This window comes from Cycloclasticus sp. PY97N (assembly GCF_002443175.1).
Taxonomy (GTDB): domain Bacteria; phylum Pseudomonadota; class Gammaproteobacteria; order Methylococcales; family Cycloclasticaceae; genus Cycloclasticus; species Cycloclasticus pugetii.
In genome coordinates this window covers 275,312-289,239 of the sequence record NZ_CP023664.1, presented here as the reverse complement: position 1 = coordinate 289,239, position 13,928 = coordinate 275,312, and the positions used below count along the sequence as shown (strand labels likewise).

16 protein-coding genes are annotated in these 13,928 nt (G+C 41.2%); 12 read left to right on the top strand and 4 right to left on the bottom strand.

Annotated elements, in window-relative coordinates; genetic code table 11:
- Window positions 1–79: 79 nt before the first annotated feature.
- The 12 genes from urtB to ureG are packed head-to-tail and all read left to right on the top strand — an operon-like array spanning window position 80 to window position 9,492.
- Entirely contained in the window at window positions 80–1,690 is a 1,611-nt protein-coding gene (gene urtB, locus CPC19_RS01490; protein WP_236610526.1) for an urea ABC transporter permease subunit UrtB, read from the top strand.
- Window positions 1,691–1,700: 10 nt separating this feature from the next.
- Complete coding sequence (gene urtC / locus CPC19_RS01485; protein ID WP_371595775.1) at window positions 1,701–2,801, top strand: urea ABC transporter permease subunit UrtC; 1,101 nt, start codon at window positions 1,701–1,703, stop codon at window positions 2,799–2,801.
- Window positions 2,798–3,628, top strand: coding sequence for an urea ABC transporter ATP-binding protein UrtD (gene urtD, locus CPC19_RS01480; RefSeq protein WP_016390248.1), 831 nt, complete (start codon window positions 2,798–2,800; stop codon window positions 3,626–3,628). Before urtC ends, urtD begins: the two co-directional genes overlap by 4 nt.
- Window positions 3,629–3,630: 2 nt before the next feature.
- Window positions 3,631–4,326 (top strand): urea ABC transporter ATP-binding subunit UrtE, encoded by a 696-nt coding sequence (urtE, locus tag CPC19_RS01475; RefSeq protein ID WP_015004823.1) that lies wholly within the window; start codon window positions 3,631–3,633, stop codon window positions 4,324–4,326.
- Window positions 4,323–5,171 (top strand): urease accessory protein UreD, encoded by an 849-nt coding sequence (locus CPC19_RS01470; RefSeq protein ID WP_016390249.1) that lies wholly within the window; start codon window positions 4,323–4,325, stop codon window positions 5,169–5,171. The genes urtE and CPC19_RS01470 overlap by 4 nt, the downstream gene beginning before the upstream one ends.
- Window positions 5,172–5,182: 11 nt before the next feature.
- The gene (gene ureA, locus CPC19_RS01465) at window positions 5,183–5,485 is read left to right on the top strand and encodes an urease subunit gamma (RefSeq protein WP_015004825.1); all 303 of its coding nucleotides are present in this window, start codon (window positions 5,183–5,185) and stop codon (window positions 5,483–5,485) included.
- 24 nt (window positions 5,486–5,509) lie between these two features.
- Window positions 5,510–5,827, top strand: coding sequence for an urease subunit beta (locus tag CPC19_RS01460; RefSeq protein WP_015004826.1), 318 nt, complete (start codon window positions 5,510–5,512; stop codon window positions 5,825–5,827).
- The gene (gene ureC, locus CPC19_RS01455) at window positions 5,824–7,527 is read left to right on the top strand and encodes an urease subunit alpha (protein ID WP_016390250.1); all 1,704 of its coding nucleotides are present in this window, start codon (window positions 5,824–5,826) and stop codon (window positions 7,525–7,527) included. The genes CPC19_RS01460 and ureC overlap by 4 nt, the downstream gene beginning before the upstream one ends.
- The gene (gene ureE / locus CPC19_RS01450; protein ID WP_015004828.1) at window positions 7,527–7,976 is read left to right on the top strand and encodes an urease accessory protein UreE; all 450 of its coding nucleotides are present in this window, start codon (window positions 7,527–7,529) and stop codon (window positions 7,974–7,976) included. Before ureC ends, ureE begins: the two co-directional genes overlap by 1 nt.
- A 15-nt stretch (window positions 7,977–7,991) precedes the next feature.
- Window positions 7,992–8,174 (top strand): hypothetical protein, encoded by a 183-nt coding sequence (locus CPC19_RS01445; RefSeq protein ID WP_016390251.1) that lies wholly within the window; start codon window positions 7,992–7,994, stop codon window positions 8,172–8,174.
- A 3-nt stretch (window positions 8,175–8,177) separates the two neighbouring features.
- The gene (locus tag CPC19_RS01440; protein WP_016390252.1) at window positions 8,178–8,855 is read left to right on the top strand and encodes an urease accessory protein UreF; all 678 of its coding nucleotides are present in this window, start codon (window positions 8,178–8,180) and stop codon (window positions 8,853–8,855) included.
- 22 nt (window positions 8,856–8,877) lie between these two features.
- Window positions 8,878–9,492 carry an urease accessory protein UreG gene (gene ureG, locus CPC19_RS01435; RefSeq protein WP_015004831.1) on the top strand — a complete coding sequence of 205 codons (615 nt, stop codon included), beginning with the start codon at window positions 8,878–8,880 and terminating at the stop codon, window positions 9,490–9,492.
- A gap of 130 nt (window positions 9,493–9,622) precedes the next feature.
- Here the strand turns inward: ureG and CPC19_RS01430 are convergent, their stop codons facing one another.
- The 4 genes from CPC19_RS01430 to glyQ are packed head-to-tail and all read right to left on the bottom strand — an operon-like array spanning window position 9,623 to window position 13,862.
- Window positions 9,623–10,372: a 1-acyl-sn-glycerol-3-phosphate acyltransferase gene (locus tag CPC19_RS01430; protein WP_015004832.1), complete on the bottom strand. Its 750-nt coding sequence runs from the start codon at window positions 10,370–10,372 to the stop codon at window positions 9,623–9,625.
- Window positions 10,344–10,892 (bottom strand): D-glycero-beta-D-manno-heptose 1,7-bisphosphate 7-phosphatase, encoded by a 549-nt coding sequence (gmhB, locus tag CPC19_RS01425; RefSeq protein WP_015004833.1) that lies wholly within the window; start codon window positions 10,890–10,892, stop codon window positions 10,344–10,346. Before gmhB ends, CPC19_RS01430 begins: the two co-directional genes overlap by 29 nt.
- Window positions 10,893–10,902: 10 nt before the next feature.
- Complete coding sequence (glyS, locus tag CPC19_RS01420) at window positions 10,903–12,969, bottom strand: glycine--tRNA ligase subunit beta (RefSeq protein ID WP_016390253.1); 2,067 nt, start codon at window positions 12,967–12,969, stop codon at window positions 10,903–10,905.
- A complete protein-coding gene (gene glyQ, locus CPC19_RS01415; protein ID WP_198003976.1) occupies window positions 12,969–13,862 on the bottom strand; it encodes a glycine--tRNA ligase subunit alpha in 894 nt (297 codons plus the stop codon). The genes glyS and glyQ overlap by 1 nt, the downstream gene beginning before the upstream one ends.
- Window positions 13,863–13,928 lie beyond the last annotated feature (66 nt).

The window sequence follows — 13,928 nt, the reverse complement described above, 5'->3', positions numbered from 1 at the left end:
TATTTAAATTAAGAGATTAAATTGTACTTAATAACAGCAGACCTTTTCAGAAACACAATAATACATAAGAGTGTGATTCATGACATACGTAACTAGGATGGTCGTACTAATACTAATGGTAATGATACCCATTAGTTCTTCGTCTTTTGCTGATGATGGGATATCAGCCGATTTTGAAATTGTGTTAGCAGATTTAACATCATCTAAATTTAAAAAAAGGACGCAAGCGATAGAAAAACTCGTCAAAATTAATGACAATCGCTTGCCACTAGTAATTGATGCCTTACTACATAGCCAGCTTCATTACCGAAAAGCAGATAAATTGGTGGCTGTATTAACTGAAAAAACAGGTAAAGACTACGCAAGGGCAGTATTAACAGGTGAATCGCTGGGTGTTGCTATTTCATCAGAGTGGAAAAAAATAATCATCAGTAATCGTTTGCGTACAAGGTTACGTGATGCGCTGGCGATGATTCAAATTAATGATGAAAATGCAACGATAAGGAAAACAGCTGTTGATCAGGTGTTAAGTCAAATAGATGTCAAGCAATTAGCCGCATTAGAAAAACGTTATAAGATAGAGCGAGATGATGACGTTAAAGAAAAATTAAATGTTGCTATTTCAGCGCTAAAGCTTAAAAAGAATGAGGGTGATACACAAAACTTGATCGCAAATGTGAAAGACAGTGTTAACCCGAGTGTGCGTCAAGTATTGGCAGAAGTTATAGACAATGTAAACGATAAAGAAACGAAAAATCTTGCGACGAAAACATTAGCCAAGATTGATCAACGAGTTAGCCAGTATGCCAAAGTTGAAACCCTGTTTTTTGGTTTAAGTCTTGGATCAGTGTTAGTACTTGCCGCTATTGGCCTAGCTATAACCTTTGGTGTGATGGGTGTTATCAATATGGCTCATGGCGAATTAATTATGTTAGGTGCTTACACAACATATGTTGTGCAACTTTGGTTTCCAAACCTAATTGAATATTCAGTATTAATTGCTATTCCACTGGCATTTATTGTTTCAGGATTGGTGGGAATTCTAATTGAACGTGGCATTATTAGGTTCTTATATGGTAGACCACTTGAAACATTACTGGCTACATTTGGTGTCAGCTTAGTTTTACAACAAGTTGTACGATCAATTTTTGGACCCTTAAATCGAGCAGTAGAATCACCAACATGGATGAGTGGGGTGTGGCAGGTTAATGATGCTTTAGCACTAACGTGGAATCGGCTCTATATTATTGTTTTTGCAGTATTGGTGTTTTTCATTTTATTGTTTATTTTAAAAAAAACCACACTCGGTTTAAAGGTAAGGGCCGTTTCCCAAAACCGGACTATGGCCTGTGCAATGGGGGTTAAAGCAAACTGGGTGGATGCAATGACGTTTGGTTTAGGCTCTGGTATTGCAGGTGTCGCGGGGGTAGCACTTAGTCAGTTAACAAACGTAGGCCCTAACTTAGGGCAAGCCTACATTATCGACTCATTTATGGTGGTTGTATTTGGTGGGGTAGGGAATTTATGGGGTACGTTAGTTGCTGGACTAAGCCTGGGTATCACTAATAAATTACTCGAACCTTGGGCGGGTGCAGTGTTAGCGAAAATTATCGTCTTGCTATTTATCATTTTATTTATTCAGAAACGACCTAGTGGGCTATTCCCACAAAAAGGTCGGGCAGCAACTTAAAAGTGGGGGGATAAATAAAATGTATTTAAAGAAAATTTTAAAAGATGATGTCGGTGGTCAAGTTTTTCTTACTATTTTACTGCTCGTTAGTATTATGGTGCCGCTATTAAATTTAGTTGTACCAGAAGGAAGTGCCTTTCACTTAACAACCTATACAGTCACTTTATTAGGCAAGTATCTTACTTATGCATTATTGGCGATAGCTGTCGATTTGGTTTGGGGAGTGCTAGGCATTTTAAGTTTAGGACACGGGGCTTTTTTCGCACTGGGTGGTTATGCGATGGGTATGTACCTTATGCGTCAGATAGGTGATAGAGGCGTGTATGGGAACCCTGAGTTACCAGATTTTATGGTTTTTCTTAACTGGACTGAATTACCGTGGTTTTGGCAAGGCTTTGATCAGTTTTGGTTTGCAGCGATTATGGTTATGTTAGTACCGGGTTTATTAGCCTATCTGTTTGGCTGGTTAGCTTTCCGTTCTCGTGTAACAGGTGTTTATTTATCAATCATGACTCAAGCATTAACTTATGCACTAATGTTAGCGTTTTTTAGAAACGAGCTTGGTTTTGGTGGGAATAATGGTTTAACGGATTTTAAAGATATTCTCGGTTTTTCACTGCAAAGTGATGCAACTAGAGTGGGTTTATTCTTTGCTTCGGCTGTGGCGCTAGCTTTTGGTTATTTAGCTTGTCGAGCGATCGTACAATCTAAATTAGGTCGCGTTGCAATAGCGGTACGAGACTCAGAAGATAGGCTTCGCTTTATTGGTTACCGAGTTGAAAATGTAAAACTGTGGATATTCACTTTTTCTGCAATTCTTGCAGGCATTGCTGGTGCCTTGTATGTACCACAGGTTGCGATTATTAATCCAGGTGAATTTTCACCATTACTCTCTATAGAAATGGTCGTTTGGGTAGCGATTGGTGGACGGTCAACACTATATGGTGCGGTAATAGGGGCGATTTTAGTGAATTTTTCAAAAACATACTTTACCGGTGCATTTCCTGAGGTTTGGTTATATGCACTAGGCGGGTTATTTATCTTTGCAACCATGTACCTACCGCAAGGAGTAGCCGGCTTATTCAAAAAAAGCAAAGAGGCTACGGTATGAGTACATTAGATATGGTGCGTGATGTATTGCGCCGAGATGAGGTGTTTGATTTATTAAAGCCGGATATAAATCCTAACCTAGAGGTTAGTAAAGACATTATTTTATATATGGAAGATGTCAGTGTGAGCTTTGATGGCTTCAAAGCCATTAATGATCTTAACTTATATATTAATGATGGAGAGTTACGTTGTATTATCGGTCCAAATGGTGCTGGTAAAACAACGATGATGGATATTATTACCGGCAGAACTAAGCCGGATAGTGGAACTGTTTATTTTGGCCAAACGATGAACCTGCTTAGAATGACAGAGCCAGAAATATCGAATGCTGGTATTGGTCGTAAGTTTCAAAAACCAACAATATTTGAAAACCATACTGTATTTGAAAACCTTGAGCTATCGATGAAAGGTGATAAAGGTGTTTGGGCGACGCTATTTGCAACATTAACGGGCGAGCAACGGGATACTATTGACCAAGTACTTGAGAGAATTGGTTTACTTGAAAAAGCAATACTGCCTGCGGGTTTATTGTCTCATGGTCAAAAACAATGGTTAGAGATTGGTATGTTATTAATGCAACGGCCTAGGCTGTTATTAGTGGATGAACCTGTAGCAGGAATGACACATCAAGAAATGGAAAAAACCGGGGAACTACTGACCTCACTGGCAGGAGAGCATTCTGTTGTAGTTGTAGAGCATGATATGGATTTTGTTCGTTCAATTGCACGCAAAGTGACCGTGTTACATCAAGGGAGTGTGCTTTCAGAAGGAACCATGGATGAAGTGCAGAATGATGAGCGTGTTATTGAAGTCTATTTAGGTGCTTAGCGATGTTAAAAATTGAAAAATTAAATCAATTCTATGGTCAAAGTCATACATTGTGGGATTTAGATATAGAAATACCTAAAGGGAAATGTACCTGTTTGATGGGGCGCAACGGTGTTGGAAAAACCACTCTAGTCCAAAGTGTGATGGGAATTTTGCCAACAAAATCTGGAAGCATGATGTTTGATGGTCAAGAGCTATCTAAATTATCTGCGGAAAAACGAGCGAGTTTAGGGATCGGTTATGTACCTCAAGGGCGACAAGTTTTTCCACTGTTAACGGTAGAAGAAAATTTAAAAATTGGATTATCATCACGCCGAGATAAGGTGCGAACAATTCCTGAGTCTATTTATGAGATGTTCCCGGTATTAAAAGAAATGTCACAACGCCGTGGAGGAGACTTGTCGGGTGGCCAGCAACAACAATTAGCTATTGGGCGTGCCCTAGCGCTTGATCCTGTTATGTTAATTCTTGATGAGCCTACAGAGGGTATTCAGCCAAATATAGTTCAAGAAATTGGCGATATTATTAATAAATTGAACAAAGAAGCTGGGTTAACCGTATTGCTTGTTGAGCAAAAGTTACCGATAACTAAAAAAGTTGCTGACCAATTTATCATTATGGAACGCGGGTGCGCAGTAGCTAAGGGTGAAATTGCTGAATTAACGGATGATTTAGTCAGTGAATATTTAACCGTATGAGTTCAGCATTAACGTCAACAATAGAGACAGAAACAGTGTCTGGTTGGGAGGCTCAGCTGGATTTAAAGTTTGCAGTGCAAGTGAATAAAACGGTGTTGTCTGCACGCCAACAACGTGGGCCCTTAGCTGTTCAGCGTGCATTTTATCCCGAAGGTGATGTGTGTCATTTGTATATATTACATCCACCAGGTGGAGTGGTCGGTGGTGATCGCTTGTATATTAATGTAGATGTGGAGCAGCAGGCTAATACGCTATTAACTACGCCGGGTGCAACGAAGTATTACAAAAGCCAAGGCGATACAGCACACCAACAACAAAGGCTAACTGTAGATGAAGGGGCGACATTAGAGTGGTTTCCCCAGGAAAATATTTATTTTCCTGGCGCGAAAGTTCATTTGAGTACTCATATCGACCTTACGCCAACAGCACAATTTATAGGCTGGGAAATGCATTGTTTTGGTTTACCAGCTAATCAACAAAAATTTACCGAAGGTCGCTTGCAGTTGGATTTTATGCTCAGTCGTAATGAGAGACCGCTATTAATAGAAAAAATGAACGTTGAAGCAAATAAATTGGAGTCACCAACCGGTTTACGTAATAATTCGGTGATGGCTATTTTTTTGGCAACGCCTGCAAACAACAGCATGCTAGAGATGGTGCGAACATTATTGACAGATGATAATAACGTATTGATTGCCGCAACCTTAGTCGAAGACTGTTTATTGGTGCGATATTTAGGTGATTCTACGGAGCAATGTAGGAAAATATTCACTCGTCTATGGGGTGAATTAAGGCCATTGGTACTCAAGCGTAAAGCCTGTTCACCACGCATCTGGGCTACTTAGTAGGATTAATTATGAATTTGACCCCAAGAGAAAAAGATAAGTTATTAATTTTTACCGCAGGATTACTAGCTGAGCGGCGCAAAGCGCGAGGTGTAAAGTTAAATCACCCTGAAGCCATTGCTTATATCAGTTCGGCCATACTAGAGGGTGCGCGAGATGGACAAAGTGTATCTGAATTAATGAATTTCGGTCGCACACTATTAACACGAGATGATGTAATGACAGGCATTGCCGAAATGATTCAGGAGGTACAAGTTGAGGCAACATTTCCCGATGGTACAAAGTTGGTAACTATCCATGATCCAATTGTTTAATAAAGTACGACAGGAAGGTGCCTTATGATCCCAGGTGAAGTAAAGGTTCTAGAGGGCTCGATTAAGCTTAACGTTGGCCGTGAAACAGTCCTTGTTAGTGTGGCTAATACGGGTGACCGCCCGATTCAAATTGGTTCTCACTATCACTTTTTTGAAACCAATCCTGCTTTAACATTCGATCGAAAAAAAACCTATGGGTTTAGATTAAATATAGCGGCCGGTACAGCGGTGCGTTTTGAACCAGGGCAAACGCGGGAAGTGGAGTTGGTCGCCTATGCGGGAGATCGAAAAGTGTACGGCTTTAATGCCGAAGTAATGGGTACTTTGGAGACGGACTCATGACCAGTATTAGTAGACAAGCTTATATGGAGATGTACGGGCCCACGACAGGGGATCGTGTTCGATTAGGTGATACCGAGCTTTGGATTAAAGTTGAAGATGACCGAACCATCTATGGTGATGAAGTAAAATTTGGTGGTGGTAAAGTTATTCGTGATGGAATGGGGCAGAGCCAACGTGTAGATGCGGAGGTCGTTGATGTGGTCATTACCAATGCATTAATTCTAGATCACTGGGGTATTATTAAAGCGGATGTTGGTATTAAACATGGACGTCTTGTTGGTATTGGTAAAGCCGGTAACCCTGATGTACAGCCCGGTGTTGATATAGTCGTTGGGTCAGGAACCGAGGTGATTGCCGGAGAAGGCCAAATATTAACGGCAGGAGGTGTGGATTCACATATTCACTTTATTTGTCCTCAACAGGTTGAAGAAGCTTTGATGTCAGGTATCACCACCATGTTAGGTGGTGGTACCGGCCCAGCTACTGGAACTAACGCCACCACGTGTACACCGGGTATTTGGAATATGCATCGAATGCTGGAAGCAGCAGAAGAATTGCCGATGAATATCGGTTACTTAGCTAAAGGCAATGCCAGTAGTGAAGAGCCACTAGTAGAACAAATAACAGCCGGCGCGATTGGCCTTAAATTACATGAAGATTGGGGGACGACACCTGCTTCAATTGACACGTGCTTGTCAGTAGCTGAAAAAATGGATGTACAAGTCGCAATTCATACAGATACGTTGAATGAGTCCGGTTTTGTAGAACATACCTTAGGTGCAATGAAGGGGCGTACAATTCATACGTACCATACGGAAGGCGCTGGTGGTGGTCATGCGCCAGATATTATCAAGGCCTGTGGTGAATCGTTTGTATTACCATCCTCGACGAACCCAACAAGGCCCTATACGATCAATACGGTGGATGAACATTTAGATATGTTGATGGTTTGCCATCATTTAGATCCTAATATTGCTGAAGATGTGGCTTTTGCAGAGTCTCGTATTCGCCGGGAAACCATAGCAGCAGAAGATATTCTGCATGACCTAGGCGCATTTTCAATGATTGCGTCTGATTCGCAAGCAATGGGACGGGTTGGCGAAGTTATTACGCGCACATGGCAGACAGCACATAAAATGAAAGTACAACGGGGTGCATTAGAAACAGATGATGAGTTGTCGGATAACTTTAGAGCAAAACGCTATATTGCTAAATATACAATTAATCCTGCAATAACACATGGCATGTCCCATGAATTAGGCTCAATTGAGGTTGGTAAATTAGCTGACTTGGTTTTATGGTCACCCGCATTTTTTGCCACAAAACCAAGCCTGATTATTAAAGGTGGCATGATAGTAGCCGCTCCAATGGGCGATCCAAATGCATCTATTCCTACACCTCAGCCAGTGCATTATCGAACTATGTTTGGAGCACTCGGCGGTGCACGGCATGCAACTCGTATGACGTTTGTGTCACAAGCTGCAGCGAAAGATGATATTGCAGGCAAGTTAGGCTTAAAAAGCATGATTGGGGTAGTCAAACATTGCCGTGATGTATGTAAGTCGGATATGCTGCTTAATGATTATCAGCCTAATATTCAAGTTGACCCTCAAACCTATCAAGTGTTTGCTGATGGTGAGCAGTTGACCTGTGAGCCAGCAATAGAGTTACCGTTAACGCAACGATATTTTTTATTTTAATGATGCTGAAGTTAGTAAAAAAACTGAAAGAAGCGGCTGATGCGCAAGCAAGCTTAACCCTGCCACTGGCAAGTAGGGTTAAAAGTCGGCTACGATCAACCCTCGATGATGGTCGAGAAGTTGGCTTATTTTTAGAAAGAGGCCAAACTCTTTATCATGGAGACTTATTAGTAAGTACCGATGGGTTGGTTGTTAAGGTCATTGCTGCGGATGAAACCGTGTCGACAGTAAATTGCGATGATTATCTATTACAGGCAAGAGCAAGTTACCACTTGGGTAATAGGCATGTTGCCCTACAGATTAAACCCGGACAGCTGCGCTACCTTCATGACCATGTTTTAGACGACATGCTTAAGGGGTTTGGGTTAACCGTTAAGGTCGAAAAAGCGCCATTTGAACCTGAGCCAGGTGCTTACCAAAGTACTGGATTACATCACCATGAACATTAAGTAGGAGCTTTCTTCATGAATAAATTACTCGTAGCGATCGTCACTTTATTTCCAGCTTTAGCATATGCCCACCAAGAGCATGGGCACAACCTATCAGAAAATATTTCGCATATATTTTCAAATCCAGAACATGTGTGGCCTTTATCGTTGGGCATTGTTTTGATTGTTGTTATTGGAGCCGCTTTTAGTAAAAAGTAATTAATGCTTGAGTCTAATGTTAGTTTAATACGGCTATTACAATTGTGTAGTAGTGCGTTACCGATAGGCGGATTCACATACTCACAAGGCATAGAATGGGCTGTTGAAGGACACTGGGTGAATAGTGAAAACGATTTGCGAGCATGGTTATTAGATCTCATAAAAACTAATCTACAACAGCTTGAAATTCCAGTTTTTTTGAGAATGCTTAGAGCATGTGAAGATAATGACGAATTAGCATTAAAGCGTTGGTCAGATATTTTATTGGCCTATAGAGAAACCAGTGAGCTGAGATTAGAAGAAAATAACCGTGGCCGAGCAATGACGCGATTATTAATAGATTTAGAGGTGGAGGCTTCTATTGATTTACAGTCAACACTGGCGAAAACGCAAACAGCTGGGTTTGCGTTAGCTGTCAATCAATGGGGTATTCCTGTCAATATAGCTGCTCATGGTTTTGCTTGGACTTGGCTGGAGAACCTAGTTATTTCTGGTGTAAAACTAATACCTTTAGGTCAAGTTTCTGGCCAACGTATTTTACGTGATTTAGCAAAGCCGTTAGCTACAGCAGTGGAGCAGGGGTTGGAAATTTTTGATGAAGATATAGGTAGCTCCTCGCCAGCGTTGGCTCATGCTAGCGCACGCCACGAAACACAATATACACGATTATTTAGATCTTAACATTTGGGTAAAAAAGAAAATGATGAATAGTTCAAAAAAAATACCTTTACGAGTTGGAGTGGGTGGCCCGGTTGGGTCAGGTAAAACAGCTTTATTGGACTCCCTTTGTAAAGCGATGCGTGCTGATTACCAATTAGCGGTGGTTACGAATGATATTTATACAAAAGAAGATGCGCAATTCTTAACTAAAAGTGAAGCGCTTGCAGCTGATCGAATTGTAGGAGTTGAAACGGGTGGCTGTCCTCATACAGCTATTCGTGAAGATGCATCAATGAACCTTGCTGCTGTTGAGGATTTGAGTGAGAAATTTCCAGATTTAGATCTAATATTTATTGAAAGCGGTGGTGATAATTTATCGGCTACATTTAGTCCTGAATTAGCCGATATTACAATTTATGTTATTGATGTTGCTGAAGGAGAAAAAATTCCTAGGAAAGGTGGCCCTGGTATTACGCGCTCAGACCTTTTAGTGATTAACAAAATTGATTTAGCACCCTATGTCGGCGCATCATTGGATGTAATGGATAAGGATACGAAGCGAATGCGAGTAGATAAACCTTATGTTTTTACAAACCTTAAGACAGGTGAAGGTCGCGCCAGCATTATCGACTTTCTAGTTAAAGAAGGTATGCTTTAAAGCCGAAACTTTACTCTGGATAGGTCAACTATACCTAATAAAACCTATTGCTAATGGGGTTATTAGTGATCACTTGAAAGCTATAAGAGTTGATTTAATAGCATGATAGTTAAGGGACACTAATAACGTTTTAAGGCGATTTGTTTGTTATTTCTTCCATCTGCCCTTCAATCCAGTTTTCTGCTTGTTGATTGAGCTCTTTGGCAGACATGGCGTTACTGTCGATCATTTTTCCAATTCGAACTTGAATCGTACCTGGGTGCTTTATGAAAGCATTTTTTTTCCAAAACTCGCCGGCATTATGTGCAACAGGAATAACCGGGTAACCAGACTTTTCCGCTAATAAGGCACCGCCTACCATGTACTTTTTTCGTTCACCAGGGGCTGTTCGTGTGCCTTCTGGAAAAATAACAACCCACCGACCAGATTGAAGTCGTTGGCTGCCTTGTTTGATAATTTGTCGAAACGATTTACTCTTTTTTGAGCGGTCTATTGCAATAGGTTGCGTTAGTGCAAGCGCCCAGCCAAATAAAGGGATCCACAGCAGTTCTTTTTTTAAGACCCAGCATTGCTCTGGAAACATGACTTGTAACGCAAAGGTTTCCCAAGCAGATTGATGTTTACAAAAAATAATGCCATTACCTTTTATGTTTTCTAAACCAGTTACCTGAAAATCCAGCTTACAAATAACTTTAAGGCCTTTAATAACCAGTTTAGCCCAGGTGCTAGCTATGGCGTATCTTATGTTATAGGAGAACGGAAAAGACAGTAGAACCAGTGGTGCAAATATAAACAAAGTAGTGACTTGGAATATAAAAAAAACAACCGATCGTAATCCGGGAATTAACAGTTTAAATAAGGATGTTTTGGCTTGCGTCATAAAGTGTCTCAAAAATAGGGTAAGGGAGCTCAGGGTTTTCTTGTTGAGTTTTTTTTCCTTTTCCGGTCAAAACAAGTATGGCTTTTGAACCAACTTCAGTTGCGGCTTGTAAGTCCCTTAGGCTATCGCCAATGACAATAGCGGTGTTTAAATCAATATTGAATTTTAGGGATAAATCATGCAATAAGCCAGGCTTTGGTTTGCGGCAAGTACAATGATCATCAGGTGTGTGTGGGCAAAAGGCTATCCCAGTAATTTCACCGCCGGCTTGATGTATTAAATCGAGCATTTTGTTGTGCATGGCGGTTAAGGTATCTAAGCTAAAGTACCCACGACCTAAACCGGATTGGTTGGTTGCAATAAAAATTCGATGACCTGCTTTGTGCAAGTTAGCAATCGCAAGAATGCTACTTTGAATTGGGAGCCATTCATTAACACTTTTAACGTAGCTGTCACTGTCGATATTAATAACACCATCACGGTCTAAAATAATGTCTGGCTTGTTTATTTTAGTAAGCATTACTGTCTATCTAACAAATTGATATATCAGCTATTTTAATAAAATTAGAGTGAATTTTGTTAAGCAAAGCCAACCGCGAATGTTTAAGCTGTTCATCTTCGGCCATAATAAAAACGTGTTCAAAGAAATCATCGATGGGCGTTTTCAGCTTAGATAATACTTTTAGCGCTTCAATATATTGTTGTTGCTCGATTAATGGCTGAGTCTGTGTTTCGATCAGTTGTAATTGTTCATATAGGTAGATTTCTTGCTGATCGACTAAACGCGAGGCATCAAAAAGCGCGCTGACATTGTCCGGTGCTTTCTTTAATAAGTTTTGAATCCGTTTATTGGCCTCAGTTAAGCTCATGGCTTCGTCTAGTTTAGAAAAATCTTTGACCGCACGAATACGATTCATAAAATCTACAGGTCGAGTACAGTCAACAGAGGCAACGGAAACGAATTGCTCAGGAGAGTAATGATTTGACAAACAATAGCCTTTTAAACGGTCGAGCATAAAATTTAAAACGAGTTCTTTGATCTTATTTGTGTCAAACGTGTGGCTAAATTGCGCACAAGATAGGCTAATGAGTTCTTTTAGGTCAAGTTCGAGTTGACCTTCAATAATAATCCTTAAAATACCTAAAGAGGCGCGACGTAAAGCAAATGGGTCTTTGTCGCCGGTAGGTAATAAACCGACACTGAAAATCCCCACAACGGTATCGAGTTTATCGGTAAGGGCAAGAAGTTGACCTGTTTTGCTGGTCGGTAGCACACCACCCGACTGTTTCGGCCAGTATTGTTCTTGTAAGGCTTCGGCGACTTCATCTGGTTCGCCATTTTCTTTGGCATAGTAACGGCCTATAACGCCTTGTAGGCTAGCAAATTCGCCAACCATATCCGTTACCAGGTCTGTTTTACTGAGAAGTGCGGCGCGTGAGGCTAGTGCTGTATCACGCCCGAGTTGATCGGCAAGTTGAATAGAGAGTTTTTCAACGCGACGAGTTTTTTCACCAATAGATCCCAACTTTTGCTGAAAAATGACGTTATCTAATGAGCTGATTCGTTCAGCAAGTGTCTTTTTCATATCTTGTTGCCAGAAAAACTCAGCATCGGATAAGCGCGGGCGAATAACTCGCTCATTACCATGACTAACAGAGCTTGGGTTGTTGCTATCAATATTACTAATGGTAATAAAGTATGGAAGCAACTCGCCGTTCTCATCCAAAATAGGGAAGTATTTTTGGTTGATTTGCATGGTGGTAATGAGGACTTCTTTGGGGAGTGCTAAAAAATGGTCGTCAAAACTACCTGTTACGGCAACAGGGTATTCTACTAATGCAGTAATTTCATCTAACAAGCTAGGTTCGATGTGCGCTTGACCATTGACCGCGTTAGCAGCTTGAATGGCTTGCTGTTCAATAAGGGCTTTGCGGTCTTCAAAAGAAGCGATCACGTGGGCATTAGCGAGCTTATCATTGTATTGGCTGGCCTCTTCAATGGTAATAGGGCCAGGTGCATGAAAGCGATGACCGAATGAAGTATTTGAGGCGTTAACAGCAAAAAATTGAGTATTAATGACCTCATCACCTAAGAGCAATAATACTGAATGTACAGGCCGTACAAATGCATCGTTAGAATGACCCCAGCGCATACGTTTTGCAATTGGTAAGCGAGTCAAGGCTTTTTCTATAATGCTAGGAATAAGCGCTTTAGCCGATTGACCTTTTTCAAGCTTTTTATACGAAAGCCACTCGCCTTTATCTGTTTTCAGCGTGCCAAGGTCATCAAAACTAGCGCCACAGCCACGTGCGAACCCTAAAGCAGCTTTAGATGGGTTGCCTTCAGCATCATAAGCAGCCGCTATAGCGGGGCCACGCTTTTCAACATGAATATCTTCTTGAGTTGTTTCGAGTGCTTCTATCCATACAGCTAAACGGCGGGGTGTGGCAAAACTATGAGTACGAGTAAAACCTAATTTTGCCTCTTCAAGGCCACTGCATATTGCAGATAGCAGGTGGTCGCGTAAGGTTTTTAATGTTGATGGTGGAAGTTCTTCACAACCGAGCTCAAACAATAAATCTTTTGTTTCGGCCATTACGGTGTCTCCTCAGTTTTTAGCATGGGGAAGCCTAGCGCTTCTCGAGAGGCAAAATATGTTTCAGCGACCATTTTAGAAAGGCTGCGGACACGTAAAATAAAGCGCTGCCGTTCAGTCACAGAAATGGCGTGACGAGCATCTAATAAGTTAAAGGTATGCGAGGCTTTTAAAACTTGTTCGTAAGCAGGCAGTGGCAAACCTTTTTCAATTAAAAGGTTGCAAGCCTGTTCGCATTCATCGAATTGTTTAAACATGGCGTCTATATTGGCATGATCAAAGTTGTAAGCCGATTGTTCCACTTCATTTTGGTGAAATACATCACCGTAAGTAACGACACCCTTATTGGTCTTAGTCCAGACAAGGTCATACACACTTTCAACGCCCTGTATATACATGGCAATGCGTTCTAGGCCATAGGTGATTTCGCCACTAACGGGGCGGCAATCTAAGCCGCCGACTTGTTGAAAATAGGTGAATTGGGTGACTTCCATACCATTTAACCAGACTTCCCAGCCTAAGCCCCAAGCACCTAAGGTAGGAGACTCCCAGTTATCTTCAACAAAGCGTATATCATGTTCAAGCATGTCTAAACCAAGATGACTGAGTGAACCTAAATATAAGTCTTGAATATCAATGGGCGATGGTTTGATAAGCACCTGAAACTGATAATAATGTTGTAGACGGTTTGGGTTTTCACCAAAGCGGCCATCGGTTGGGCGGCGCGAGGGTTGTACATAGGCCGTTGACCAAGGTTCAGGGCCTATGGCACGCAAAAAAGTGGCAGGGTGGAAAGTTCCAGCGCCCACTTCAAGGTCTAGCGGTTGAAGAATAGCACACCCTTGGTTAGCCCAATATTCTTGTAAAGCAAGGATAAGGCCTTGGAACGTCATAAGGTCTTGAGTAGATTTTGACACAGTAGTTTCGGCGGTTGTTTGAATAAAAAAGAGAAGTATATC

Coding starts and splice junctions, on each gene's coding strand:
- urtD (WP_016390248.1), top strand. CDS start 2,798: ATGAGTACATTAGATATGGTGCGTGATGTATTGCGCCGAGATGAGGTG.
- urtE (WP_015004823.1), top strand. CDS start 3,631: ATGTTAAAAATTGAAAAATTAAATCAATTCTATGGTCAAAGTCATACA.
- CPC19_RS01430 (WP_015004832.1), bottom strand. CDS start 10,372: ATGACGCAAGCCAAAACATCCTTATTTAAACTGTTAATTCCCGGATTA.
- ureE (WP_015004828.1), top strand. CDS start 7,527: ATGATGCTGAAGTTAGTAAAAAAACTGAAAGAAGCGGCTGATGCGCAA.
- glyS (WP_016390253.1), bottom strand. CDS start 12,969: ATGGCCGAAACAAAAGATTTATTGTTTGAGCTCGGTTGTGAAGAACTT.
- ureA (WP_015004825.1), top strand. CDS start 5,183: ATGAATTTGACCCCAAGAGAAAAAGATAAGTTATTAATTTTTACCGCA.
- ureG (WP_015004831.1), top strand. CDS start 8,878: ATGAATAGTTCAAAAAAAATACCTTTACGAGTTGGAGTGGGTGGCCCG.
- ureC (WP_016390250.1), top strand. CDS start 5,824: ATGACCAGTATTAGTAGACAAGCTTATATGGAGATGTACGGGCCCACG.
- urtB (WP_236610526.1), top strand. CDS start 80: ATGACATACGTAACTAGGATGGTCGTACTAATACTAATGGTAATGATA.
- CPC19_RS01440 (WP_016390252.1), top strand. CDS start 8,178: ATGCTTGAGTCTAATGTTAGTTTAATACGGCTATTACAATTGTGTAGT.
- gmhB (WP_015004833.1), bottom strand. CDS start 10,892: ATGCTTACTAAAATAAACAAGCCAGACATTATTTTAGACCGTGATGGT.
- CPC19_RS01445 (WP_016390251.1), top strand. CDS start 7,992: ATGAATAAATTACTCGTAGCGATCGTCACTTTATTTCCAGCTTTAGCA.
- CPC19_RS01460 (WP_015004826.1), top strand. CDS start 5,510: ATGATCCCAGGTGAAGTAAAGGTTCTAGAGGGCTCGATTAAGCTTAAC.
- CPC19_RS01470 (WP_016390249.1), top strand. CDS start 4,323: ATGAGTTCAGCATTAACGTCAACAATAGAGACAGAAACAGTGTCTGGT.
- glyQ (WP_198003976.1), bottom strand. CDS start 13,862: ATGACGTTCCAAGGCCTTATCCTTGCTTTACAAGAATATTGGGCTAAC.